This window comes from Reyranella humidisoli (assembly GCF_019039055.1).
GTDB lineage: Bacteria > Pseudomonadota > Alphaproteobacteria > Reyranellales > Reyranellaceae > Reyranella > Reyranella humidisoli.
This window is the reverse complement of record NZ_JAHOPB010000001.1, coordinates 2,951,521-2,976,172: the sequence shown is the minus strand read 5'-3', so window position 1 is coordinate 2,976,172 and position 24,652 is coordinate 2,951,521. Positions and strand designations below refer to the sequence as shown.

Below are 24,652 nucleotides of genomic sequence, written 5' to 3'. Positions count from 1 at the left end.
TCCGTCCGCGCGCTGGACCGCGGCGCTTCGGCGGCATTATCGTCGTTTCCGGGCCGAATAGGGAGCCCGAGGAGGAGCAGACCGTGGCAACCGAAACGATTCCCGTCATCGATCTCGGGCCCTATCTCGCGGGCGAGCCCGGTGCGATGGACCGCACCGCCAAGGAACTGCGCTTCGCGCTGACCGAAATCGGCTTCTACTTCATCGTGAACCACGGCATCGCGCGCGAGAAGATCGCCGGCATGTTCGCCGAAGTGAAGCGCTTCCACGACCAGCCGGTCGAGAAGAAGCTCGAGTTGAAGCTCGACCAACACAATACCGGCTACCTGCCGATGCGCGGCAACACGCTGCGTACCTCGACCGTCCAGACCGGCACCAAGGCCAATCTCAACGAGGCCTTCTTCGTGAAGCGCGAGATGGCGCCGGACCATCCCGACGTCCTGTCGGGCCGCCGCTTCCGTGGCCTGAACCGCTGGCCCGACCTCCCGGGCTTCCGCGACACGGTGATCGACTACTGCAACGAGATGGAGCGACTGGTCCAGAAGATGGTCCGGCTCTACGCCCGCGCGCTCGACCTGCCGGCCAACTACTTCGACACCGCCTTCTCCGAGCCGATGTTCTCGATGCGCATGACGCACTATCCGCCACAGGAAGGACCGATCGACGACGAGTTCGGCCTGGCGCCGCACACCGACACCAGCTTCCTCACCCTGCTGGCGCCCAACGAGGTGCAGGGACTGTCGATCCGCAGCCAGAGCGGCTCCTGGATCGACATGCCGGCGATCGACAATGCCTATGTCGTGAACGGCGGCCAGATGCTGCAGCGCTACACCAACGATCTCTTCCTGGCGACGCCGCACCGCGCCATCAACAAGACGGCCGGCGCGCGCTATGCCTTGCCCTTCTTCTGCGACAGCGGCATCGACTGGCCGGTCGCCGCCGTGCCGACCACGGTCGGTCCCGACAAGCCGCCGAAGTATCCCACCACCTGGTACAGCGACTACATGACCTGGTACCTGAAGCGGAACTACGACGTGCTCAACACGGAGGCCCAGCAGGCCGCCGAATGAGCCCGCGCGCCGACGACATCCCGATCATCGATCTCGGCTCCTGTCTTGCGGGCCAACCCGAAGCGATCGAACGCGCTGCCCGGGAGCTTCGCGCAGCGCTGACCGAAGTCGGCTTTTATTTCATCGTCAATCACGGCGTGGCGCCGGACCTGATCCGAAACACCTTCCATCAGGCGGCGCGGTTTCATGCCTTGCCGCCGGACCGGAAGATGGAAGTCAGGATCGACAAGCACAATGTCGGCTACCTGCCGATGCGGGGCGATACGCTGCGCACATCCACGGTCCAGGCCGTCACCAAACCAAATCTCAACGAAGCCTTCTTCGTCGCGCGCGATCTCCCGGCTGACCATCCCGACGTCGTGGCCGACCGCCGCTTCCGCAGCGCCAACCGGTGGCCGTCGGACCTGCCGGGCTTTCGCGAGGCCGTCGTCGCCTATTGCGACACCATGGAGCGGCTGGTTCGCAGGCTGGTGCCGCTCTATGCCCGCGCCCTCGGCCTGCCCCCGACATACTTCGACGCGCCCTTCGCCGAGCCGCAATACAAGCTGCGCATGACGCATTATCCGAATCAGCCGGCCCTTGCGGACGATGAGTTCGGCATTGCCCCCCACACCGACACGAGCTTCCTCACCCTGTTGGCGCCCAACGAGGTGTCCGGCCTGTCGATCCGCAGCCGGGACGGGCATTGGATCGAGGCGCCCGTCCTGCCCGACGCCTACCTCGTGAACGGCGGGCAGATGTTGCAGCGCTGGACCAACGATGTCTGCCTCGCCACGCCGCATCGCGCCGTCAACCGCAGCGGCGGCGAGCGCTATGCGCTGGCCTTCTTCTGCGACAACACCATCGACTGGCCGATCGCCGCCGTGCCGACCACGGTAGGTCCCGACAGACCGCCGAAATACCCGACGACCTCGTACACCGACTACATGGTCGAGTATCAGAAGCGGACCTACGACCTGCTGAACGCCGACGCAAAAGCCGCCGACTGAGCGACGCGACGAAGCTCGGCCCCGTCATCCCCATTCAACGCATCTTCGATGTCGCCAAGGCCAGGAAGTTCTAACTCGACTTCCTGGGCTTCACCTGGAACTGGGAGCATCGCTTCGACGACACAAGGCACCGGTCTACGCGCAGATCTCCCGTGCCGGCGTGGTGCTCCATTTCACCGAGCATCACGGCGATGGCGCGCCGGGTGCAGCGATGATGATCCAGACGAAGGGTATCGAGGCGCTTCACCGCGAACTCACGGAATAGAAGTATCGCTACGCGCGTCCGGGCCTCGAGGACCAGCCTGGGGTGCCCGCACGGTGACCATGACCGACCCGTTCGCCAACAAGCTTACCTTCAGCGAAACGAAAGACTAGACTTCCCGCGTCACCGGCGGAAAGCCGGGGCTCGGGAGGACCATGTGAATATGAGCGGGGCAACCCTCGCCCGCGTCGAAGCCCACGTCTTCCGCACCCCCATCGCGGAGCCGGTCCGCACCTCCTTCGGCACCATGACCGAACGGGCCGCCGTGTTCGTGCGCGTCGAGGATTCCGACGGCGCGCGCGGCTGGGGCGAGATCTGGTGCAACTTCCCCAACGCAGCCGCCGAGCATCGCGCACTTCTTTTCGCCGACATCGTGGCGCCACGGGCGCTCGGCAAGTCGCTCGACGACCCGGTCAACCTGTGGAGCGAGATCGACCGCGCACTGCATGTGCTGCGCGTGCAGAGCGGAGACGCCGGCGCCCTCTCCGCCGCGGCCGCGGGCCTCGACCTCGCGATCCACGACCTGCGCGCGCGCAAGCGCGGCCTGCCGCTGTGGCGCGCGCTGGGCGGCACCGACGATGGACCGGTCCCGGTCTACGCGTCGGGCCTTAATCCCGGCCGCGCCGCCTACGACACGGTGGGCCGCATGCGTGCTTCGGGTTATCACGCTTTCAAGGTCAAGGTAGGCTTCGGCGAGGAGACCGATCTCGGCTCGCTGCGCCCGGTCGCCCAAGAGCTGCGGGCCGGGGAACGGCTGATGGTCGACGCCAATCAGGGCTGGGACCTGCGCACCGCCTGCGCGATGGTGCCGAAGCTCGCCGAGTTTGGACCGGGCTGGATCGAGGAGCCATTAATGGCCGACCGGCCGCTCGCCGAGTGGACGCAGGTCGCCGCGGTGGCGCCGACCCGGCTTGCGGCCGGCGAAAACCTGCGCGGCGCCGGTCCTTTCCAGGAAGCGATCGACAGCGGCCTGTTCGGCGTGATCCAGCCGGACGCGGCCAAATGGGGCGGCCATTCGGGCTGCCTGCCGGTAGCCCGCGCTGCCCTCGCCGCCGGCCGGACCTTTTGTCCGCACTTCCTGGGCGGCGGGATCGGGCTCATCCATTCGTTGCACCTGCTGGCCGCCGTACGTGGCCCCGGCCTTTTGGAAGTCGACGCCAATCCCAATCCGCTGCGCGAAGGCATCCTGCATGACGTTTTTTCGGTGCGTGACGGAAGCGTCAGCCTTCCCGGCGGGCAAGGACTCGGTCTAGAACCGGACATCAAGCCGCTCCTAACCCTAAGAAGCCTTCATATCGAGCGGCACGCGTAAAAGAGGGAACGCCATGCAGGGTTTGATGCAAGACCGTCCGCTGTTGATCTCGCAGATCATCGACTATGCGGCCGCCGCCTATCCCGACGTCGAGATCGTGACGCGCACCGTCGAGGGGCCGATCCACCGCTACGGGTACAAGGACGCGCACAAGCGGGCCAAGCAGCTGGCGGAAGCCCTGCAGGGTCTGGGCATCAAGCTCGGCGACCGGGTCGGCACCATCGCCTGGAACACCTATCGCCATTTCGAGCTCTATTTCGGCATCTCCGGCATCGGCGCGGTGCTGCACACGCTGAACCCGCGCCTGGCGCCCGAGCATGTTGCCTACATCGCCAACCATGCCGAGGACCAGATCATCTTCGTCGACCTGAACCTCGTGCCGGTCGTCGAGGCCGTCTACGACCAGCTCAAGACCGTGAAGCACATCGTGGTCATGACCGACCGCGCCCACATGCCGACCTCGGCCAAGATCCCGAAACTGCTCTGCTACGAGGAGCTGATCGCCGACAAGCCCGGCACGCTCAAGTGGCCCGAGTTCGACGAGAAGACGGCCTCGTCGCTCTGCTACACGTCGGGTACCACCGGCAATCCGAAGGGTGTGCTCTACTCGCACCGCTCGACGATGATCCACTCGATGATGATGTGCTCGGGACCGGTGCTGGCGCTCGATCCCGACACCACCATCCTGCCCGTCGTGCCGATGTTCCATGCCAACGCCTGGGGCCTCGTCTATGCCGGCCCCTTCTGCGGCACCAAGCTGGTCTTCCCGGGCTTCAAGCTCGACGGCGCCAGCATCTACGAGCTGCTCGACAAGGAGCAGGTGACGCTGTCGGCCGGCGTGCCCACGGTATGGCTGGCGCTGCTCGACTACTGCCAGCAGAACAAGCTCAAGATGTCGTCGGTCAAGCGCACGCTGATCGGCGGTTCGGCCGTGCCCTACGCGATGATCGAGCGCTTCTGGAAGGAACACGAGGTCGAGGTCGCCCAGGGCTGGGGCATGACCGAGATGAGCCCGCTCGGCACGCTGACCCGGTTCAACAGGGGCGAGCGCGACCTGCCCGACGCCGACCGCTTCGCCATCACCGCCAAGCAGGGCCGCCCGGTGTTCGGCTGCGAGATGAAGATCGTCGACGATGCCGGCAACGACCTGCCGCACGACGGCAGCGTCTCCGGCAACATGGTCGTGCGCGGTCCGTGGATCGTGAAGGGCTACATGAAGGGCGACGGCAGGAACCAGTTCGTCGAGGACGACTGGTTTCATACCGGCGACGTCTGCAAGATCGAAACAGACGGCTCCGTGGTCATCACCGACCGTTCTAAGGACGTGATCAAGTCGGGCGGCGAGTGGATCAGCTCGATCGATCTCGAGAACGCCGCCATGGGCTGCCCTGGAGTCGCCGAGGCGGCAGTGATCGGCGTCGCTCACCCCAAGTGGGACGAGCGCCCGCTCCTCATCGTCGTTCGCCGCCCGGAGGCCGCCGTCGAGAAGGCCGACGTGCTGAAGTTCCTCGAGGGCAAGATCGCCAAGTGGTGGATGCCGGACGACGTGCAGTTCATCGACGCCATCCCGCACGGCGCCACCGGCAAGATCCTCAAGACCGCCCTGCGCAAGCAGTTCGAGAGCTACAGGCTCCCGACCGCCTGAAGGGTACCTTTCCGGAACTGACGCAGCTCGGCAATCGCCTGGCGCGTCACCTGGAAGGCGCCCATCAGGGCCAGGCCGGACATGATCGCCGCGACGAGATAGTCCGGCCAGCCGGTACCCGAGCCGAACACCCCCGCCGCGGCGGCCAGCACGGCCACGTTGCCGATCGCATCGTTGCGCGTGCAGATCCAGACCGAGCGCATGTTGCTGTCGCCCTCGCGCCAGCGATAGAGCAGCAGCGCCACGCCGAAGTTTGCGGCCAGCGCCAGCGCGCCGACGATCCCCATCACCGGCGCCGCCGGCACGGTGCCCGCCATCGTGTGGTTGATGGTGGTGATCGCCACCCACAGGCCGAACGCCCCCATGCTGGCGGCCTTCAGCAGCGAAGCGCGGGCGCGCCACCGGATCGCCATGCCCAGCACGAACAGGCTGATGCCGTAATTGCCGGCGTCGCCCAGGAAGTCGAGCGAATCGGCCAGCAGCGAGACCGACTGCGCGGCCACGCCGGCGCCGATCTCGATGACGAACATGGCGAGGTTCACCGCCAGCGCGATCCACAGGATGCGCTTGTAGGCAGGCGAGGACGCCGCGGCACCGGCGTGCTCGTGACCGTGATCGCAGCAACCGGCGCTCATCTCAATGCTCCGCTATGTGAGTGACCATGTCCTCGACCATGCGGCGGACATGGAGATCGTCGGCCTCGTAGTAGACCTGCTTGCCCTGCCGGTCCGCCCGCACCAGGCGCGCCCCCTTGAGGAGCCGCAGGTGATGACTCACCAGCGACACCGAGAGGCCGAGCCGGTCGGCGATGTCCGAGACCGCAAGCGGTGCCCGCAGGCAGGAGACCACGATCTTGAGCCGGGTCGGATCGCCCAGCAGCCGGAACAGGTCGGCCAGCGCCACCGCGTGGTCGTCGGACAGGAGGGTTTTCTTTACTTTCGACATTTGAACAACTGTTCAAATGTATGGTTGATCAGCACGCCCGTCAACCCACTGGATTCGTTACGTTATCTCCTCCTGTGGGCGACGGATGGCGATGTCGCAAACGACCGCCGCGACGACAATGAAGCCGCCGCCCAGCGTGGCAAGCCCCGGCGTCTCGCCGAAGGCCAGCCAGACCCAGAGGATTCCGAGCGGCGTCTGCAGCACGCCGATCAGCGCACCGCGCGTCGCCGAAACCAGCGGCGTGCCCAGTGCCAGCAGCAACAGGCCGAGACCGAACTGGCTGGCCCCGAACAACGCCAGCAGCAACAGCTCCTCCCCGCTCACCGAGAGCGGCCGCGCGAAGGGCAACACGATCAGCGCGCACAGGAACGCCGAGAGGCCGACCGCCGGCAGCATGCTCACCCCAGGATGGCGCCGGATCAACACCAGCACGCACGACATCAGCACGACCATGCCGAAGGCAAGCAGGTTACCCGGCAGGCGGCCCTCCGCCCCGACCGCGCCCATCATCATCGCGACGCCGCCCGCGGCGGCAATGGTCGCAGCCAGCGTGACCCAGTCCTCGCGCTCTCGAAGCACCAGCCAGGCGATGCCCGCCGTCACGAAGGGGATCGTGGCATCGATCACGAGCACGTCCGCCACCGTCGAGAGGCGCAGCGCATTCAGGAAGCACACCGTCGCCAGCGCAGAGCCGAGCGCGATCAGCAGCCCGTCGCGGCCGATCGCGAAAACCGCCGACCCGACCCGCCCCCGCTCCCGCCAGGCCACCATGCCGGCCAGAAACATTCCGCCGAACAGACCGCGCCAGAACAGCATCGTCCAGGCGTCGAGGTCGATCAGCCGGGTGTAGAAGCCGCCGCTGGAATAGGCCACGGCCGACGCCGCGAGCAGCACCGCTCCGACGAGGGCTTGCCTAGTTCGTGAGGGCGACACGGTGGATCCCGAGATCGAAGGGCCCTAACCAGCCCAAGGTGTACATGAAGATGCGCGCCGGCCTGGGAGCGCCGAAATACTTGGGACCCATCTCGATGGCCGCGAAATAGGCCGGGTTCGAACAGGAGACGTTGCGCCTCACGAGGCGCTTCAACGCCGAGCCCGTCGGCTCCCAACACGATCTTAGATGGTCGAGCATCCGCCGCGGCGGCGCGTCGATCGGCAGGGTGTCATAGGCGCCGGTCTCTGGATTCATCGGCGGCAGGCCAGAGACATAGGCCAAGTCGTCGGCGCGGAAGACCGGCTGGGTCGGCACCGTGTTGCGTTGAGCGACCGGGGTGAGCGCCGGCACGCGCGGTATGGATGTATCTATTCGGGGCACCAATTTCTCCATCGCTCCGGAAGATCGGACACCCTAGCGACGCCCTCCTGACAACGTTGTGTCAGCAGTGAAATAGGCCCATAAAATGGGCCTGATGCGACGCTCCGATCGCCTGTTCGACATCATCCAGCATCTGCGCACCGCCACAGGGCCGGTGACCGCCGCAACGATCGCGCGCGAACTCGAAGTGACGCCCCGCACCATCTATCGCGACATCGCCACCCTGCAGGCTCGCCGCGTCCCGATCGATGGGGCCGCCGGCATCGGCTACGTGCTGCGCAAGAGTTTCGACCTGCCACCGCTGATGTTCACCGCCGACGAGGTGGAAGCCATCGCCATCGGCGCCCGCCTCGTTCGACGTTTGCGTGACACCAAGCTGCAGGAGGCTGCCGACAGCGTCTTCTCCAAGGTGACGGTGGTGCTGCCGGAGGCACTGCGCCGCCAACTCACCGAGACGCCGGTCTATGTCTCGCCCGGGGACACGGTCGAACCCCAGGGAGTCGATCTTGCCGACGTGCGGAGCGCGATCCGCGACAGCCGCAAACTCCACATCGCCTATGTCGACGAGAAGGGCCGGCGAACCAACCGCACCGTCTGGCCGATCGCCATGGCCTACTATGTCGACGTCACGCTGGTCGGCGCCTGGTGCGAGCTGCGCAACGGCTATCGCAACTTCCGCGTGGAGCGCATCCAGTCGTCGAAGGTGCTGGACGAACTCTTCGACCAGGACAACGGCCGCCTGTTCCGCGAGTGGTCGGAACTGCCGAAGGTGCGGCCTGCTCCGCTGTCATCCTGAGCGAAGCGAACGATCTGGCGTTCGTTAAGGTGTACTTCGGTCGTTCCGCAAGGCCCTTCGCTGCGCTCCGGACGACAGCTATTTCGCTCACGACGACAGTTAGAAGAGATGCAGCGCCGCCACGTTGACGAGTGCGCCTGCCGCCAGCGCCCACAGCGGATTGCGACGGGTCGTATAGACGAAGGCGGCCGTCGCAAGGCTGATCAGGACCGTGACGACGTCGCGGTCGACGGTACGCATCATGGAAACGCCGGAGGCCAGCATCAGGCCGAGCGCGACGGGGATCAGCGCGTCGCGCAGTACCGCGACGGCCGGATGATGTGACCAGCGCGTGAGGGCACGGCCGGCGAAATAGGCGAGCGTGCTGGACGGAATCAGGATGGCGAGGGTCGAGACCAGCAGGCCCGGCAGACCCGCGACCTGCCAGCCGATCAGGCTGACGAAGATGATGTTGGGACCGGGCGAGGCATTGGCGATGGCGAAGGCGCTGGCAAAGGCCTGGTCGGTCATCCAGCCATGGACGTCGACGACCTGCCGGTGGATCTCGGGCAGCAGCGCGTTGATGCCGCCGATCGAGACCAGCGAAAGGGTCGCGAACGTGCGGGCCAGTTCGACGAGCACGCCGGTCATTTGCGGCGCCCCAGCCAGGTGGCGGCGATGGCCAGCGGCACCAGGACAAGCACGACGGGCACCAGCGGCCAGCGCAGCAGGCCGATCGCCGCGAAGCCCGCCGCGCCGATGCCGAGCGGCAGCAGGGTCGGCCGGATGTTGCGCACCATCTTCAGCGCCGTACCCAGCACCAGGCCGGCGGAGGCGGCCGCCGCCCCGATAAGCGCCGCGTTGACCTCGGGCACCGAGGCGACGCGATCGTAGAAGACGGCGAGCGCCACCACGATAATCAAGGGCATCACCAACTGCCCCAGCAGGCAGAGCGCCACGCCGATCAGGCCCTGGTTGCGGTCGCCGATGAGAATGGAGGCGTTCATCACGTTCGGGCCGGGCAGCACCTGCCCGACGCCCAGGAGTTCGGCGAATTCCCGATCGGTGAGCCAGCGCTTTTCCTCGACGATGATATGGCGTGCCCACGGCGCGATGCCGCCAAAGCCCAGAAGTCCGATCTTGAGGAAGCCGAAGAAGAGCTCCGCCTTGCCGATGTTGCGGCGCGGCGGAACGGACGGGTCATGCTGCATTGCGAGCCAACATAGCAAAATGCCGCCGTCGCGCCTCGCGGTTCATCGGCTTCCGGGCTAGCCTCTCGGGACCATGAGCAAAGCCATTCGCCCCCTCGATCCGCAGGACCGTCCGTTCTTCGCCGGCGAAGTCTGGGGCATCGACCTCACCCATCGCCTCAGCGACGAGGAAGTCGCCTTCATCCACGACGGGATGAACCAGTACGGCGTGCTGGTGTTCCGCGACCAGAAGCTCGACGACGAGAGCCAGCTCGCCTTCAGCCGCCAGCTCGGGCCGCTCGAACAGGCCACCGGAGACATCATGCCGCCGGAGGAACGGCGCATGAGCATGGACCTGAACGACATTTCCAATCTCGACCGCCACGGCAACGTGCTTGCGCGCGACGACCGCCGCCGCCTGTTCAGCCTGGGCAACCAGCTCTGGCACTCCGACAGCTCGTTCAAGGACGTACCGGCCCTCTATTCGCTGCTGTCGGCGCGCACGATCCCGTCGGCCGGCGGCAACACCGAGTTCGCCGACATGCGCGCTGCCTACGATGCACTGAGCGACGCCGAGAAGCGGGAGGTGCACGATCTCATCTGCCTGCACAGCCAGATCTTCTCGCGCGGCATGCTGGGCTTCGAAGACTTCACCGAGGCCGAGCGCGTGAAGTGGGCGCCGGTGCGCCAGCGTCTCGTGCGCCGCCATCCCGGCTCGGGCCGCCTGTCGCTCTATCTCGCCAGCCATGCCGGCGGCATCGAGGGCTGGCCGATGCCCGAGGCGCGCGCCTTCCTGCGTGACCTCACCGAGCACGCCACCCAACGGCAGTTCGTCTATGCCCATGTGTGGCGGCCGCATGACCTGGTAATGTGGGACAACCGCGCCACCATGCACCGCGCCCGCCGGTTCAATTCGGCCGAAGTGCGCGACATGCGCCGCACCACGCTCACCAACTCGGTCTCGAGCCTGGAGCAGGCACCCTAATCCATGCGGCTCCAGTTCCTCGGCTCCGGCGATGCCTTCGGCAGCGGCGGACGGTTCAATACCTGTTTCCACCTCGAGCGCATGGCGCACGGCAACCTGCTGGTGGACTGCGGTGCCTCCTCCATGGTCGCCATCCGCAAATGGGAGGTCGAGCCCAATGCGATCTCGACGGTACTGGTGAGCCACCTGCACGGCGATCATTTCGCAGGCCTGCCCTTCTTCCTGCTCGACGCCCAGCTCGTCAGCCGCCGCACTGCGCCTCTGCTGCTGGCCGGTCCACCTGGGTTTCGCGACCGTCTCATGACGATCATGGAGGCGATGTTCGCGGGCTCGACCCAGGTGCAGCGCAAGTTCGAACTGGAGATCCGCGAGTTGGAGCTGCATGAGCGGGTCGAGACGAACGGGCTCGCCGTCACGCCTTACCTGATGAACCACTATAGCGGAGCCCCCTCCTACGCCCTGCGCATCGAGACCGAAGGAAAGGTGCTCACCTATTCGGGCGACACCGAATGGGTGGAGGAATTGATCCCCGCGGCCCGCGACGCCGACCTCTTCATCTGCGAGGCCTACTTCTTCGACAAGGTGATGAAGTACCACATCGACTACACCACGCTGGTCAACCATCTGCCGCAGATCGGCGCCAAGCGTACGATCGTCACTCACATGAGCGCCGAGCTCCTGGGCCGCGGTTCCGAAATCGCGCTCGAAGCGGCGCACGACGGGCTGGTCGTCGACTTTTAGCCCTTCGGGACCCACTCCTCGACCCGCGTATTGGTGGCGGCGTCGAGCATGCGCGTCTCGCGCAGGACCATGCCATGCTTCTGCAGCACTTCTTCGGGTGTCGCATTCCTGCCGACGCCGGGAAACACCGGGCGGCCGCGCGGGACGCTGGCGTCGGCACGTGTGAGGAAGAACGAGTCGTAGCCGATGTTGAGGAACAGGCCGAACACGTCGGTACCACCGACGACGGCCAGGGTGCCGTTCTCGAGGTTGAGCTTGAGCCATGCCTCCTCGAACGGAGCCGAGGCCGGGTTCCAGAGCACGGCGTTGGCATTGTCGGGATCGGCGATCACGCGCTCGACCCGCCGCGTCAGGATGATGCGCCGGCGCGCTGCTTCCTTGGGTCCCCCCTCGGACGAGTGTCGGCCGTTGGCGACGGCGGCGGCCCGATCGACGGAGTCCTGGTAGAACTTGTGGTCTGCCGGAATCTTGAGGTTCTCCGGAAACGAGCCGTCCGAAGCCGCGATCATGCCCTCGCTGGAAATGATGGCGAATCCCTCGATGCGCGGTCGCTTCGTGACCATGTATCCGCCTCCAACAACATCGTGCGCCGACTCGGGCGCATTCCGGACAACGGACGCCCGGACGAATGGATGCGGATACCCTAGCGCAAATGACAGCGGCGGGGAAAAGCCCCGCCGCTGCCGTCCTGCGAAGGACTGGGGGACGTCCTAGCCCTTCGGCAGGAGGACCGTGTCGATCACGTGGATGACGCCGTTCGACTGCTTCACGTCGGCGATAGTCACCGTGGCGACGTTGCCGTTCTCGTCAGTGAGCGTGATCTTGTCGCCCATCATCTTGGCCTGGAGCACGCAGCCGCCCACGGTCTTGACGGGATGCGTACCCTTGTCGTCGGCGATCATCTTGGCGATCGCCGGCGACATCGCATTGGCGGCCACCACATGACAGGTCAGGATCTTGGTGAGCTTGGCCTTGTTCTCTGGCTTCACCAGCATATCGACCGTGCCCGCCGGAAGCTTGGCGAAGGCCGCATCCGTCGGCGCGAAGACCGTGAACGGGCCTGGACCCTGGAGGGTCTCGACGAGGCCCGCCGCCTTCACCGCCGCAACGAGCGTAGTGTGGTCCTTCGAGGCAGCAGCGTTCTCGACGATGTTCTTGTTGGCATACATCGGCGCGCCGCCGACCATCGGATTGGCCGGAGTCGAGGCCGTGCCGGAGGCGGGAGCCATTGTCTGGGCGAAGGCGGGGGCCGTGGACAGAACGCACAGGGCCGCGGCTGCAATCAGCGTATGACGCTTGAGCATAGGTTTTCTCCAGTTGAATGATTCTTCATGTGTTGCGACCGACGGCGGCGCGCTCGCCGAAGGCCTGACAGGACCGCATCTCTTGCAGCCTTGTCGTTGTATGGTACGCACTTGCTTCGGCGCCGGTTCATCGCGCTGGTCACACACTTTCGTGACGCAACCTTTTTCGAGTCAGCCGATCCTGGAGGAACAGAAGCGATGCGCGTCACCGATCTCAGGACCGTTCTCGTCGAAGTGCCACTCGACCGGCCGACGCGCAATTCCAGCGGCGTCAGCAACGACCGCATCGGCTGCGTTCTGATCTTCGTCGACACCGACGTCGGCGTAACGGGCGAGAGTTTCCTCTTCACCCTGGGCGGACGGCGGATCGAGGTGTTGCGCGCAATGGTCGACAGTCTGAAGCCTGCCCTCGTCGGCGAGGACATCCGCTACGCCGAACGCTTCTGGGACCGGATGTGGCGCGAGCTCTATTTCCTCGGCCACAAGGGTGTGACGGTCTTCGGCCTCGCGGGCGTCGACACCGCACTGTGGGACGCCAAGGGCAAAGCGCTCGGCCAGTCCGTCACCCACATGCTGGGCGCCGCCCACGATCGCATCCCGGTCTATTCCAGCGCTGGACTCTGGCTGTCGGCGACGCCCGACGAGCTGGCGAAGGAAGCTTCCGGTTACGTGGCCGAGGGCTTTCGCGGCGTGAAGATGCGCGTGGGCAAGGCGCATGTCGAAGAAGACGTCGAGCGCGTCGCCGCCGTGCGCCAGGCGATCGGCCCCAGGGTGTCCCTGATGTGCGACGCCAGCCGTGGCTTCACGGCCGACCATGCGATCCGGCTCGGCCGGAAGCTCGAGGAATTCGATCTCACCTGGTTCGAGGAGCCCGTCGCACCTTACGACCATCGCGGCTCGGCGAGGGTCGCGGCGGCGCTCGACACGCCGATCGCCAGCGGCGAGACCGAAGCGACGCGCTACGGCTTCCGCGAGATGCTGGCGCACGGCGCGGCCGACATCTGGATGGCCGACCTCGGTCGCGTCGGCGGCGTCAGCGAGTTCGTGAAGGTGGCGCACCTCGCGGCAGCGCACGACATCGCCATCTCGAACCATCTCTTCACCCAGCAGAGCATCGCCCTGCTCGGCGCCTTCGCCAACGCGACCTGGCTCGAATACATGCCGTGGACGTCGAAGCTCTATCGCGAGCCCATCGCGGTTGAGGATGGCCATATCGCCGTGCCTGACCGTCCGGGCCTCGGCTTCACCTTCGATCCGGATGCGATCGAGCGCTATCGGGTGCGCTGAGGTCCCATGCTAGGGTCGGTCTGCCGAGCCACGACGAACGAAGCAAAGGTCCCTCGCTGCGCTCAGGATGACAAAGTTGCTGGGGCTTGCGCAGTGCGCCGCTGAAAAAAATGGTGTCATCCTGAGCGCAGCGAAGGACCCTTGAATCATATTCGATAGCCAATCCACAGAGGACCGACCAGCGATGACCGCGTACAAGGATTTCAAGCCGCTTACCTTCCACGATGCCGCGAAGCGCTTCGCCGACGGCAGCGACACGCCGCGCGCCTATCTCGAACGCTGCCTGGAGACGGTGGCGGCGCGCGAGCCGGTGGTGAAGGCATTCACGGCGATCAACGAAGCGGGCGCCCGTGAAACAGCCGACGCCAGCACCGCACGCTGGAAGGAAGGCAAGCCGCTTTCCGCCATCGACGGCATGCCGCTCGCCATCAAGGACCTGCTTGAAACGAAGGACATGCCCACGCAGATGGGCTGCGAGGCCTTCAAGGGCAATTTCCCCAAGCGCGACAATGCCGCCGTCTGGGCGCTGCGCCAGGCGGGCGCGATCATCCTCGCCAAGGCGGTGACGGCCGAGCTGGGCGGCTCGCATCCCGGCGCCACGACCAATCCGTTCGATGCGACGCGTACGCCGGGCGGCTCCTCCTCCGGCTCGGCCGCTGCCGTCGGCGCCAACATGGTGCCGGCCGCCATCGGCACGCAGGTCGGCGGCTCGATCATCCGCCCCGCCGCCTATTGCGGAAACTACGCGCTGAAGCCGACGCAGGGTGGCATCAATCGCGGCGAGCGCCAGGCGACGAGCCAGAGCACGCACGGGCCGCACGCCAATTCGCTGCAGGACATGTGGCAGGTCGCGATCGAGATTGCCCGGCGCGCCGGCGGCGATCGCGGCGAGGTCGGCCTGATGGGTCCCTCGACGCTGCCCGCCGCCGTGAAGCCGAACCGCCTCGTCGTGCTGGAGACCGAGGGCTGGGCCGAGGTCGATAATGCGACCAAGGCCGCCTTCGACGGCGTGCTGAAGCAACTGCGCGACGCCGGCGTCGAGCTGATCCGCCGCAAGGATCATCCCTGGGTCGAGGCGCTGGAACAGTCGATCGCCAACGGCCGCAACGTCTGCGGTGGCGTCACAAGCTGGGAAAATCGCTGGGGACAGCGCGGCATCGTCGACAACAATCCGGCCGGCGTCAGCGAGCGTGCCAAGGCGACGCTTGCGAAGGCCGAGACGATGTCGCTCGACGATTATCGCATGGCGCTGCTGGCTCGCCAGAACGCCCAGCGGATGCATGCAACGATGGCACCGCTTGCCGATGCGGCGATCACGCTCGCCTGCCCCGGTCCGGCGCCGGTCTGGTCCGGAGACGTGCCCGGCCAGCCGCTGGCGCCGCGTCCGACCGGTGACTTCGTGTTCAACGCTCCCAGCTCGATGCTGTTCGCGCCGGTCGTCACCCTGCCGCTGATGAGCGTCGGCGGCCTGCCGGTCGGCCTGCAGCTCATGGGCCAGCAGCACGAGGACGCCCGCATGACCGGCCTCGCGCGCTGGTTTGACGAAACCCTGAAGCGGGTCTCGGCTTGATCGCTACTCGGGCTTCATGCCCAGCGCGACGATGCGCGGGATGAGGACCGTCTTCAGCCGTTCATAGTCGGCCATGACTTCCTCGTGGGGCATCGGCTTCTCCACGAGGGCGAAGCTGTCCATCATCTTCTTGCCGGGCTCGGAGTCGGCGGCGGCGACCCAGAGATCGGACATCCTCTTGACGATATCCTTCGGCGTCGCGGCGGGCGCAGCCAGCGCCAGCCAGCCCGATACGGTGAAGGCATCGTCGTCGAAGCCCTGCTCGCGCGAGGTCGGCACGTTGGGAAATACGCGGGCGCGCACCTTCGACGGCGCCGCGATGCCGCGGACATCGCCCTTCACGATCAGCGCGTTCATCGCCTGCGGGCTGCCCATGGCGGCCTGCAGCTGGCCCGCCCCCATGTCCTGCCACATCGGCGCCTCGCCCTTGTAGGTTACGACCTCCATGGTGAGCCCGTACTTCTCGTTCAATGTCTGGGCGAAGATGTGGGCCGATGAGCCCATCGCCCACGAGCCGAAGTTCACCTTGTTCTTCTTGGCGTACTCGATGAACGACTTGAGGTCGTTCACCTCGGCCGGCAGCGACTTGTGCACGACGACCGGCAGTACGCCGGAAGAGGTGCCCGACACGACGGTGAGATCCTTGTCGGGATCAAAGCCCAGCGTCTTGAACATCACCCGGTTCTGGATGAGCGTGCTCGAGACCGAATGCAGGAAGGTGTAGCCGTCGGCCGGTGCACGGGCGACGAGGGCCGCGCCGATGTTGCCGCTGGCGCCCGGCTTGTTGTCGATCATCACCTGCTGGCCGGTGGCCTGGCTCACGGACTGGCCGAAGGCTCGGGCGATGCCGTCGGTGAGACCGCCAGCGGGGAAATTCACGACGATGGTGATCGGCTTGTTGGGCCAGGCCGCTCCCTGGGCACGCACGATCGACGGGGCGGCGACGATCAGGCCGGCGCCGGCACGCAGGAGACTGCGACGGGTGGTGATTACTTTGGTCATTGGCTCAAGGCCTCCCAGTTTCGTTTTTGTGCGGCGATGCATAGCGGCTGACTTTGTCAGGAGCTAGGCTGTGTAACTGCACCTATCTCCGCAAGGCGAAACGCGAGGCCGCTGGGCGGGGCAGGCAGAGATTGCTAAGACCACCCGTCCGAAACGGGTCTCACCAGGGAAGAACGTCCATGTCCGACGCTGTCATACGCTCCAAAGAGGGGCGCATCGGAATCCTCACCATCAACAATCCGCCGGTGAACGCGCTGGCCGCGGCCGTCCGCGCCGGCATCAAGGAGGGCGTCGAGGCGTTCGGCCAGGATTCCAGCGTCGACGCCATCGTCCTGATCGGCGGCGGCCGGACCTTCATCGCCGGCGCCGACATCCGCGAGTTCGGCAAGCCGCCGTCGGGGCCGAACCTGAACGACGTAATCTCGACCATGGAGAATTCGCCCAAGCTGATCGTGGCGGCGCTGCATGGCACGCCGCTGGGCGGCGGCCTCGAGACGGCGCTGGGGGCGCACTATCGCGTTTCGCTCCCGACCACGCGCATGGGCCTGCCGGAAGTGCATCTGGGCCTCCTGCCGGGTGCCGGCGGCACTCAGCGCCTGCCGCGTCTCACCGGCGCGAAGTACGCGCTCGACGCCATGCTCTCGGGCCGCCACATCCCGGCGCCCGAAGCCAAGAGCAAGGGCATCGTCGACGCGATCGTCGAGGGCGACCTGCTGAAGGGCGCGATCGCCCATGCCGAGATGCTGCTGGCGCAGAAGGCGCCGCTGCGCCGCGTCCGCGACCTCACCGTCAACCTGGAATCACCCGACCTGTTCGCCGAGACCGAGAAGTCGATCGCCCGCAAGGCGCGCGGTTTCAAGGCGCCGTGGAACATCATCAAGACGGTACAGGCCGCTGTCGAATTGCCATTCGACGAGGGCATGAAGCGCGAGCGCGAACTGTTCAGCGAGCTGCTGACCTCTTCGGAATCGGCCGCGCAGCGCTACTACTTCTTCGCCGAGCGCGAGGCCGCCAAGGTCAAGGATGTCCCGGCCGACACGCCGCAGCGCGAGATCAAGACCGGCGGCATCATCGGCGCCGGCACGATGGGCGGCGGCATCGCCATGAACTTCGCCAACGCGGGCGTTCCCGTCACCCTGCTGGAGACCAGCCAGGAGGCGCTCGACCGTGGCCTCAAGACGATCCGCACCAACTACGAGAACACCGCCAAGCGCGGCGGCATGAAGGCGGAAGACGTCGAGAAGCGCATGGCGCTGATCACGCCGACCCTCGACTACAACGCCCTCAAGGACGCCGACGTCATCATCGAGGCGGTGTTCGAGACGATGGAAGTGAAGGAAGTCGTCTTCAAGAAGCTCGACGAGGTCGCCAAGCCCGGCGCCATCCTCGCCACCAATACGTCCGGCCTCGACGTCAACCAGATCGCCTCCTACACGAAGCGGCCCGGCGACGTGATCGGCATGCACTTCTTCTCGCCGGCCAACGTCATGAAGCTGCTGGAGAACGTGCGCGGCAAGGCAACCGAGAAGGACGTCATCGCCACGGTCATGTCGTTCTCCAAGAAGATCGGCAAGATCCCGGTCCTCGTCGGCGTCTGCGAAGGCTTCGTCGGCAATCGCATGCTTCGCATGAGGGGCATCCAGTCGGCCTACATGATGGAGGAAGGCGCCCTTCCCCAGCAGATCGACAAGGTCGTCTACGACTACGGCTTCCCGATGGGCCCCTTTGCCATGAGCGACCTCGCCGGCAACGACGTGGGCTGGCGCATCCGCCAGGGCAAGAACGAGAAGGAAAAGCGCAACGTGCGCTACACCGGCTACGTCGCCGACGCGATCTGCGAGCTGGGCCGCTTCGGCCAGAAGACCGGCTCTGGTTACTACAAGTACAATCTGCCCGACCGCACGCCGATCCCCGACCCCGAGGTCGAGAAGATCATCGAGGAGACCTCGAAGAAGCTCGGCATCACGCGCCGCGCCATCTCCGACCAGGAGATCCTGGAGCGCGCGCTCTACCCGATGGTGAACGAGGGCGCCAAGATCCTCGAAGAGGGCATGGCCCAGCGCTCGCTCGACATCGACGTGATCTGGGTCAACGGCTACGGCTGGCCGGTCTATCGCGGCGGCCCGATGTGGTGGGCCGACAACGTGGTGGGCCTCAAGACCATCCACGACGCGCTGCTGAAGTATCGCGACGCTTCCGGCGACCCGTTCTGGGAACCTGCCCCGCTGCTCAAGAAGCTGGTGCAGGAAGGCAAGAAGTTCTCTAGCGTCTGATCCAACAACCCTCCCCCGTCAGCGGGGGAGGTGGCTCGCGCGAAGCGCGAGACGGAGGGGTCAGAGGCCGCACGACCGCTGCCTCTGACCCCTCCGCCCCGCTTCGCGTGGCACCTCCCCATTTGAATGGGGAGGAACCAAGAAGAGAGAGAGGAAGTTCAAAATGGCTGATGCAGTAATCGTCTCCACCGCCCGTACGCCGATCGGCAAGGCGTTCCGCGGCGTGTTCAACGACACTCACGGCGCCGACATGGGCGCGCATGTGATCAAGCACGCCGCCGAGCGCGCCAAGGTCGACCTGGCCGAAGTCGAGGACGTGATCCTGGGCTGCGCCGCGCCGGAAGGCACCACGGGCTCCAACGTCGCCCGCGTCTCGGCGATGCGCGCCGGCGCCCCGGTCAGCGTCTCGGGCGTGACCGTCAACCGCTTCTGCTCCTCGGGCCTGCAGACCATCTCGATGGCCGCGCAGCGCGTGCTGGTCGACAAGGTGCCGGTGATGATCGCCGGCGGCCTCGAGTCCGTCTCTCTCGTCCAGGGTCCTCCGGGCGGCAACAAGAACCGCCTGGTGAATCCGTGGGTGCAGGAACACGTTCCGGGCATCTACCACGCCATGATCACGACGGCCGACACGGTCGCCGCCCGCTACAAGATCAGCCGCGAGGCGCAGGACGAGTACTCGCTGCAGAGCCAGCTCCGCACAGCGGCGGGCCAGCAGGCCGGCAAGTTCGACGACGAGATCGTGCCGATGGAGACCACGATGCTGGTCACCGACAAGAACACGAACGAGACCACCAAGAAGACGGTCAAGCTCACCAAGGACGAGGGCAATCGTCCGGAGACGACGCTGGAGGGCCTGGCCAAGCTGCAGCCGGTCGCCGGTCCCGACAAGTGGATCACCGCCGGCAACGCCAGCCAGCTTTCGGACGGCGCCTCGGCCTCGGTCATCATGAGCGATGCCGAAGCCGCCAAGCGCGGCCTGAAGCCGCTCGGCATCTACAAGGGCCTGGTCGTCGCCGGCTGTGAGCCGGACGAAATGGGCATCGGCCCGGTCTACGCGATCCCGAAGCTCCTGAAGCGCTTCGGCCTCAAGATGGACGACATCGACCTCTGGGAGCTGAACGAAGCCTTCGCCGTGCAGGTCCTCTACTGCCGCGACAAGCTCGGCATCCCCAACGAAAAGCTGAACGTCAACGGCGGTTCGATCTCGATCGGCCATCCGTTCGGCATGACCGGCGCACGCTGCACCGGCCACGCGCTGATCGAGGGACGTCGCCGCAAGGCCAAGAACGTCGTCGTGACGATGTGCATCGGCGGCGGCATGGGCGCCGCCGGCCTCTTCGAGGTCGTGCAGTAAGCCACCGCAAATTGGTTCAAGAAGAGCCTCCTCCGCCCCGGCGGAGGAGGCTTTTTCTTTGCTCAGCCCAGCATGACGTCGAGGAACATCATCACCACCAGGCCGATCATCAGGCCGACCGTGCCGCGGTTCTCGAAGCCGCGGCGGTGGGTCTCGGGGATGATCTCGTCGCTGATGACGAAGATCATCGCGCCGCCGGCATAGGCCAGCCCCCACGGCAGCAGCGATTGCGCGAAGGTGACGGCGCCGGCACCAAGCAGGCCTCCGACCGGCTCGACCAGTCCCGTCAGCAGCGCGACCAGGAACGCCTGCCCCTGCTGTAGTTCAAGGTGAGCAGCGCGACCGCGACAGCCAGCCCCTCCGGCATGTTCTGCAGCCCGATTCCGATCGCCAGCGCCACGGCCTTCCCGAGATCGTCGCCGCCGAAACCGACGCCGACCGCCAGTCCTTCGGGGAAGTTGTGCAGGGTGATGGCAATGACGAACAGCCAGATGCGCCGCACGCGCGGCGTCAGTGGGCCCTGCCGGCCCAGCACGAAATGCTCGTGCGGAAGATAACGATGGACCAGCCAGAGGCTCGCGCCGCCGAACAGAATGCCGACGATCACCAGGGTGACGGCGCCCAGCTTGGTGGCGCCCTGCTCCTGCGCGACGTCGATGCCGGGAATGATCAGGGAGAAGAACGACGCCGCCAGCATCACGCCGGCGGCGAAGCCCAGCATGATGTCCTGCGCCTGCTCAGACAGCTTGCGAATGACGAGGATCGGAACGGCGCCGACCGCGGTGGCGAGACCTGCCAGAAGGCTGGCCAGCGCCCCGGCCAGAATCGGCGACGACGATGCGAAAGAAGAAAACATCCGGACTCTCCCGACCAGAACGAAGAACGGTCTGGCGAGAGAGCGGGACCCCGCGTCGAAACGCGATGAAGCGAGTGTAGCCGGGATCAGCGCTTGTTGCGGCGCAGATCCTCGTCGTCTTTCCACATCATGAACTGCGGCCCGAGGTCGGCGATCGAGGTCGCGCCGATCTGCGCCATGCTGATGTCGACCTCGCGCCGGAAGATCTGCAGCGCCTTGGCCGCCCCCGGAATACCGCCCGCCGTCACGCCGTACAGCGTCGGACGCCCGACGAACACGAACTTGGCGCCCATGCAGAGCGCGATGATGGCGTCGAGGCCGCGGCGCACGCCGCCGTCGAACATTACCGTCATCTTGTCGCCGACCGCGTCGCGGATCGCCGGCAGCACTTCGAGCGGCGACGGCGCCAGGTCGAGCTGACGCGCACCGTGGTTGGAGACCATGACGCCGTCGACGCCCAGCGCGTGCGCCCGGATCGCGTCATCGGGATGCATGATGCCCTTCAGGACGAAGTTGCCCTTCCACAGCTCACGGAAGCGCTCGACGTGCTTCCAGGTCATCGGCGCGCGATTCTGGTAGGCGACCAGGTCCGCTACCTTGTCGGCCGTGGCGTCGGGGCCGGCATACTTCGCCCAGTTGTCGAAATAGGGCGTGCCGTGCTTCAGCCACTGCATCATCCAGGCCGGATGCATCAGCGCCTCAAACTTGGTCTTCCAGGTGAGCTTCAGCGGGCGTGCCCAGCCGTTGCGCGTGTTGCGCTCGCGGTTGGAGCCTTCCGGTACGTCGACGGTGAAGACCAGCGTCCTGAGGCCGGCATCGGCGGAGCGCTTGATGAGGTCTTCCGAGACGGCCTGGTCCTTGGCGGAATAGAGCTGGTACCAGCCATGGTCGGGCGCCAGCTTGCCGAGATCCTCGATTGAGCCGGTGCTGGAGCCCGACATGATGAACGGCACGTTGGCGTCGCGCGCGGCCTCGGCCAGCATCAGGTCGGCGCCGTGGCGGAACAGGCCGGCGAGGCCCGTGGGGGCGATGCCGATCGGGCTCGAGTAGGTGCGGCCGAACAGGGTCGTGGACTGGTCGCGCACCGAGACGTCGACCAGGTAGCGCGGCACGATGCGCGCCTTGCGGAAGGCCTGCTCGTTGGTCGTGAGCCCGACTTCGTCGTCGGTGCCGCCCTCGATGAAGTCGTAGGCGATCTTGGGCAGCCGCTTCTTGGCGAGCTTGCGCAGGTCCTCGATATTGACGACGTCTTCCATTGATCATGACTCCCGCTTGACACCAATTTTGCCGTTCTTTGAGGACGCGGGCCAGCGATGTTAGACGGGCGTCCATGCAAATCAGGCACGCAAAACCGGGCGACGACGCCCAGCTCGCCCTCCTCCTGGAGGAGCACGAGCGCCATTACGGCAAGCCCGTCGCCCGGGGTGCGGGTGAGGCGGGCGCCGCCTTCCTCATCGCCACCCCGCCTGGCGGTACGATGTGCCTGGTCGCGGAGCAGGACGGGGTGCTCCTGGGCTTTGCCATTCTCAATCCCTACTTCCCCGCCCCGAACCTGAGCCACGGGCTGTTCCTCAAGGAACTCTATGTCGGTGGCTCCGCACGCTCTGCGGGGGTCGGCGAGAGACTGATCGAAGGCATCCGGGCACTGGCCCGCGAGCGCGGCGACACGAGGGTGATCTGGACAACCGGCGAGGGAAATTCCGGCTCGCAACGCTTCTACGACCGTCTCGGCATGCGGCGGGAGAAAAAGGTCTATTACGTGATGGACCCTTGAGTTAGCGTTGCCGGAAGAACGACACGAAAGGGAGGCTGCGGCATGGAATTGACCGACCAGCAGATCGAGCAGTTCGATCGCGACGGGTTCCTCGTCTTCCCCGACCTGTTCGACCGCAACGAAGTGGCCGTCCTCCGCCGCGAAGTCGCCCGGCTCTCCGGCGTCGAAAGCGAGGAAGTCGTTCGCGAGCATACCGGCGGCGTCCGCACCATCTTCCGGGTCCACGAGAATGACGGACCGACCCGCTCGAAGCCTTTCCACGCGCTGGTCCGCACGCCGCGCCTGCTGCGGCCGGTGCAGCAGGTGCTGAAGGACGACGGCGTCTACGTCTATCACACCAAGATCAACACCAAGCCCGCCATCGAGGGTACGGTCTGGCAGTGGCACCAGGATTACGGCTCGTGGATGCGCGACGGCTGCCGGAAGCCCGACATGGCGACCTTCAACCTGATGATGACCGACACGACGGAGATGGGCGGCGCGCTCTATCTCATTCCGGGCAGCCACAAGATCGGCCGCATCGAGCCGGTCTACGACGAATCGACGTCGTACAAATTCTGGGCAATGCCGAAGCAACGCATGATCGAGATCCTCAAGACCTCGCCGGAGCCCGTTGCCGTCACCGGCCGCGCCGGCACCTGCGTGCTGTTCCATTGCAACGTGCTGCACGCCTCGGGCCACAATCTCTCGGCGGACGACCGCTGGCACATCTACGTCTCGTGCAACACCGTCGCCAACAGGCCGGCGCTCGGCGACAATCCGCGACCCGATTGGGTCGTGTCGCGCAACTGGCACCCCCTGCCCCTCGAGGCGGACGACGGAGTCCTGAAGGCAGCGTGATCCCGAAGTCACGCCCCAGGAACGCCTCTCGTTGATTCGCCGGTACCTGCCCGAGATCGACACGCTCCGCGCCATCGCGGTGACGCTGGTCGTCCTGTTCCATGCCTATCCTGGCTTCGTGCCGGCCGGCTTCCTGGGCGTCGACATCTTCTTCGTCATCTCGGGCTACGTGATCTCGCGCGCCTATCTTTTTCCGGTCCTGGAACGTCGAACCACGCTGGCCGACTTTTATTCCTCCCGCTTCCGTCGGTTGGCGCCGGCCCTCTTCCTGACGGTGATGCTCACAGCTCTCGCGAGCTTCGTGCTGCTGAAGCCAGTCGACCTCGCGATCTTCGGGCAATCGCTCCTCCTGCAGCCTTTCTATCTCCAGAACTTCAGTTTCTGGCTCGGAGGCGACGCGCTCACGCCGCCGTTGGCCAATCCGCTCCTGAATACATGGAACCTGGCGGTCGAAGAGCAGTTCTACCTGCTCCTCGCGGGGCTCTGCCTGCTGACGACCACGCGCCGCCAGTTCTTCTGGCCGACCCTGATCGGCGCCGCCGCTCTGTCGTTCGTCTTCTACCTCGTCTTCGGCACGATGGGCGTTTCACCGCACAGCGCCTTCTTCCTGCTGCCCGGACGATTCTGGCAGTTGGCGCTTGGCGTCCTGGTCTTCTGCCTGGTTCGGAAGATCCGGGAAGCTCCCCAGCCACCCCGTCCCATCCTGTCGATCATCGCAGTGGGCGCGATTATCCTCGCTCCCCTGGTACCGGCGTATCCGGGACCACTGGCCGTCACGGTGAAGACCCTGGTCGCGTGCCTCGCCACCGCTGGCGCGCTCGCGCTGTTCGAACTCGACAGGGAGCACTACGCCGTCCTTCGGGTGAGGGCGATCCGCTACGTCGGCAAGATCTCCTACGCCCTCTACCTCTGGCACTGGCCCCTGTTGTCTCTCGCGGTCGCCGTCCAGGGCCGCCTGCTGACACCAGTCGAGGCCACCCTGGCCCTAGTCGTTGCGGCGGGTCTCGCGAGCCTCACCTATCACCTCGTGGAAATGCCGATCCGCATGCGCCGCATGATTCGCAACCGGCGCGTCCTGTTGGGATCCTTCCTGGTCGCATCGGCGGCCATCCTGGCCACCGCGATGGCCATTCTTTTCACGAGCGGTGCCTTTCGTTGACCAG

The 24,652-nt window shown here is 66.0% G+C and carries 27 protein-coding genes; 15 read left to right on the top strand and 12 right to left on the bottom strand.

Annotated elements, in window-relative coordinates:
* Positions 1 to 83 precede the first annotated feature (83 nt).
* The 5 genes from KQ910_RS14420 (at position 84) to KQ910_RS14400 (ending at position 5,278) form a co-directional block, all read left to right on the top strand.
* The gene (locus tag KQ910_RS14420; protein ID WP_216961453.1) at positions 84 to 1,070 is read left to right on the top strand and encodes an isopenicillin N synthase family dioxygenase; all 987 of its coding nucleotides are present in this window, start codon (positions 84 to 86) and stop codon (positions 1,068 to 1,070) included.
* Positions 1,067 to 2,059: an isopenicillin N synthase family dioxygenase gene (locus KQ910_RS14415; protein WP_216961450.1), complete on the top strand. Its 993-nt coding sequence runs from the start codon at positions 1,067 to 1,069 to the stop codon at positions 2,057 to 2,059. Before KQ910_RS14420 ends, KQ910_RS14415 begins: the two co-directional genes overlap by 4 nt.
* Before the next feature lie 160 nt (positions 2,060 to 2,219).
* Positions 2,220 to 2,324 (top strand): glyoxalase superfamily protein, encoded by a 105-nt coding sequence (locus KQ910_RS27235; protein ID WP_369408339.1) that lies wholly within the window; start codon positions 2,220 to 2,222, stop codon positions 2,322 to 2,324.
* Between the two features lie 160 nt (positions 2,325 to 2,484).
* Positions 2,485 to 3,633 carry a mandelate racemase/muconate lactonizing enzyme family protein gene (locus KQ910_RS14405; protein ID WP_216961448.1) on the top strand — a complete coding sequence of 383 codons (1,149 nt, stop codon included), beginning with the start codon at positions 2,485 to 2,487 and terminating at the stop codon, positions 3,631 to 3,633.
* Between the two features lie 13 nt (positions 3,634 to 3,646).
* A complete protein-coding gene (locus tag KQ910_RS14400) occupies positions 3,647 to 5,278 on the top strand; it encodes a long-chain-fatty-acid--CoA ligase (protein WP_216961445.1) in 1,632 nt (543 codons plus the stop codon).
* On the opposite strand, the gene KQ910_RS14395 is transcribed toward KQ910_RS14400, so the two are convergent.
* The 4 genes from KQ910_RS14395 to KQ910_RS14380 are packed head-to-tail and all read right to left on the bottom strand — an operon-like array spanning position 5,257 to position 7,538.
* Positions 5,257 to 5,913 (bottom strand): cation efflux transmembrane domain-containing protein, encoded by a 657-nt coding sequence (locus KQ910_RS14395; RefSeq protein ID WP_216961440.1) that lies wholly within the window; start codon positions 5,911 to 5,913, stop codon positions 5,257 to 5,259. The genes KQ910_RS14400 and KQ910_RS14395 overlap by 22 nt on opposite strands.
* 1 nt (position 5,914) lies before the next feature.
* Positions 5,915 to 6,223, bottom strand: a complete 309-nt coding sequence (locus KQ910_RS14390; protein ID WP_216961438.1) for an ArsR/SmtB family transcription factor — start codon at positions 6,221 to 6,223, stop codon at positions 5,915 to 5,917.
* 57 nt (positions 6,224 to 6,280) lie between these two features.
* Positions 6,281 to 7,117 (bottom strand): DMT family transporter, encoded by an 837-nt coding sequence (locus KQ910_RS14385; protein ID WP_216961435.1) that lies wholly within the window; start codon positions 7,115 to 7,117, stop codon positions 6,281 to 6,283.
* Positions 7,118 to 7,136: 19 nt separating this feature from the next.
* The gene (locus KQ910_RS14380; RefSeq protein WP_216961432.1) at positions 7,137 to 7,538 is read right to left on the bottom strand and encodes a RidA family protein; all 402 of its coding nucleotides are present in this window, start codon (positions 7,536 to 7,538) and stop codon (positions 7,137 to 7,139) included.
* A gap of 94 nt (positions 7,539 to 7,632) precedes the next feature.
* Here KQ910_RS14380 and KQ910_RS14375 point away from each other — a divergent pair, with 94 nt between their 5' ends.
* On the top strand, positions 7,633 to 8,334 hold the full coding sequence (locus tag KQ910_RS14375) for a helix-turn-helix transcriptional regulator (RefSeq protein WP_216961429.1): 702 nt from the start codon (positions 7,633 to 7,635) through the stop codon (positions 8,332 to 8,334).
* A gap of 99 nt (positions 8,335 to 8,433) precedes the next feature.
* On the opposite strand, the gene KQ910_RS14370 is transcribed toward KQ910_RS14375, so the two are convergent.
* Both KQ910_RS14370 and KQ910_RS14365 read right to left on the bottom strand, forming a co-directional pair.
* Positions 8,434 to 8,964 carry a chromate transporter gene (locus tag KQ910_RS14370; RefSeq protein ID WP_216961426.1) on the bottom strand — a complete coding sequence of 177 codons (531 nt, stop codon included), beginning with the start codon at positions 8,962 to 8,964 and terminating at the stop codon, positions 8,434 to 8,436.
* Positions 8,961 to 9,524 (bottom strand): chromate transporter, encoded by a 564-nt coding sequence (locus KQ910_RS14365; RefSeq protein ID WP_216961424.1) that lies wholly within the window; start codon positions 9,522 to 9,524, stop codon positions 8,961 to 8,963. Before KQ910_RS14365 ends, KQ910_RS14370 begins: the two co-directional genes overlap by 4 nt.
* A 73-nt stretch (positions 9,525 to 9,597) precedes the next feature.
* Between KQ910_RS14365 and KQ910_RS14360 the strand changes: the two genes are divergently transcribed.
* Positions 9,598 to 10,488, top strand: coding sequence for a TauD/TfdA dioxygenase family protein (locus KQ910_RS14360; RefSeq protein WP_216961421.1), 891 nt, complete (start codon positions 9,598 to 9,600; stop codon positions 10,486 to 10,488).
* Between the two features lie 3 nt (positions 10,489 to 10,491).
* Positions 10,492 to 11,229, top strand: a complete 738-nt coding sequence (locus KQ910_RS14355) for an MBL fold metallo-hydrolase (RefSeq protein WP_216961418.1) — start codon at positions 10,492 to 10,494, stop codon at positions 11,227 to 11,229.
* Here the strand turns inward: KQ910_RS14355 and KQ910_RS14350 are convergent.
* The gene (locus KQ910_RS14350; protein WP_216961414.1) at positions 11,226 to 11,792 is read right to left on the bottom strand and encodes a dihydrofolate reductase family protein; all 567 of its coding nucleotides are present in this window, start codon (positions 11,790 to 11,792) and stop codon (positions 11,226 to 11,228) included. The two genes, KQ910_RS14355 and KQ910_RS14350, sit on opposite strands and share 4 nt — an antisense overlap.
* 147 nt (positions 11,793 to 11,939) lie before the next feature.
* The gene (locus KQ910_RS14345) at positions 11,940 to 12,458 is read right to left on the bottom strand and encodes a fasciclin domain-containing protein (protein ID WP_229600743.1); all 519 of its coding nucleotides are present in this window, start codon (positions 12,456 to 12,458) and stop codon (positions 11,940 to 11,942) included.
* Positions 12,459 to 12,731: 273 nt separating this feature from the next.
* Here KQ910_RS14345 and KQ910_RS14340 point away from each other — a divergent pair, with 273 nt between their 5' ends.
* On the top strand, positions 12,732 to 13,820 hold the full coding sequence (locus KQ910_RS14340) for a mandelate racemase/muconate lactonizing enzyme family protein (protein WP_216961409.1): 1,089 nt from the start codon (positions 12,732 to 12,734) through the stop codon (positions 13,818 to 13,820).
* Between the two features lie 184 nt (positions 13,821 to 14,004).
* Complete coding sequence (locus KQ910_RS14335; protein WP_216961406.1) at positions 14,005 to 15,390, top strand: amidase; 1,386 nt, start codon at positions 14,005 to 14,007, stop codon at positions 15,388 to 15,390.
* A 3-nt stretch (positions 15,391 to 15,393) separates the two neighbouring features.
* Here KQ910_RS14335 and KQ910_RS14330 read toward each other — a convergent pair whose 3' ends face one another.
* On the bottom strand, positions 15,394 to 16,392 hold the full coding sequence (locus tag KQ910_RS14330; RefSeq protein ID WP_216961403.1) for a Bug family tripartite tricarboxylate transporter substrate binding protein: 999 nt from the start codon (positions 16,390 to 16,392) through the stop codon (positions 15,394 to 15,396).
* Between the two features lie 179 nt (positions 16,393 to 16,571).
* Here KQ910_RS14330 and KQ910_RS14325 point away from each other — a divergent pair, with 179 nt between their 5' ends.
* Positions 16,572 to 18,665 carry a 3-hydroxyacyl-CoA dehydrogenase NAD-binding domain-containing protein gene (locus tag KQ910_RS14325; protein WP_216961400.1) on the top strand — a complete coding sequence of 698 codons (2,094 nt, stop codon included), beginning with the start codon at positions 16,572 to 16,574 and terminating at the stop codon, positions 18,663 to 18,665.
* Positions 18,666 to 18,828: 163 nt separating this feature from the next.
* Positions 18,829 to 20,019, top strand: coding sequence for an acetyl-CoA C-acyltransferase (locus KQ910_RS14320; RefSeq protein WP_216961397.1), 1,191 nt, complete (start codon positions 18,829 to 18,831; stop codon positions 20,017 to 20,019).
* Between the two features lie 62 nt (positions 20,020 to 20,081).
* On the opposite strand, the gene KQ910_RS26980 is transcribed toward KQ910_RS14320, so the two are convergent.
* From KQ910_RS26980 to KQ910_RS14310, 3 genes are all read right to left on the bottom strand, one after another.
* Positions 20,082 to 20,207: a hypothetical protein gene (locus tag KQ910_RS26980; protein WP_255560196.1), complete on the bottom strand. Its 126-nt coding sequence runs from the start codon at positions 20,205 to 20,207 to the stop codon at positions 20,082 to 20,084.
* 98 nt (positions 20,208 to 20,305) lie between these two features.
* Positions 20,306 to 20,875, bottom strand: coding sequence for a ZIP family metal transporter (locus tag KQ910_RS14315; RefSeq protein WP_216961394.1), 570 nt, complete (start codon positions 20,873 to 20,875; stop codon positions 20,306 to 20,308).
* 86 nt (positions 20,876 to 20,961) lie between these two features.
* Positions 20,962 to 22,131 (bottom strand): alpha-hydroxy acid oxidase, encoded by a 1,170-nt coding sequence (locus KQ910_RS14310; RefSeq protein WP_216961391.1) that lies wholly within the window; start codon positions 22,129 to 22,131, stop codon positions 20,962 to 20,964.
* Between the two features lie 74 nt (positions 22,132 to 22,205).
* Here KQ910_RS14310 and KQ910_RS14305 point away from each other — a divergent pair, with 74 nt between their 5' ends.
* From KQ910_RS14305 to KQ910_RS14295, 3 genes are read left to right on the top strand one after another with little or no spacing between them, the layout of a single operon-like run.
* On the top strand, positions 22,206 to 22,649 hold the full coding sequence (locus KQ910_RS14305; RefSeq protein WP_216961388.1) for a GNAT family N-acetyltransferase: 444 nt from the start codon (positions 22,206 to 22,208) through the stop codon (positions 22,647 to 22,649).
* 42 nt (positions 22,650 to 22,691) lie between these two features.
* The gene (locus KQ910_RS14300) at positions 22,692 to 23,489 is read left to right on the top strand and encodes a phytanoyl-CoA dioxygenase family protein (RefSeq protein WP_216961385.1); all 798 of its coding nucleotides are present in this window, start codon (positions 22,692 to 22,694) and stop codon (positions 23,487 to 23,489) included.
* A 31-nt stretch (positions 23,490 to 23,520) separates the two neighbouring features.
* Positions 23,521 to 24,648, top strand: a complete 1,128-nt coding sequence (locus tag KQ910_RS14295; protein ID WP_216961382.1) for an acyltransferase family protein — start codon at positions 23,521 to 23,523, stop codon at positions 24,646 to 24,648.
* Positions 24,649 to 24,652: the final 4 nt, after the last annotated feature.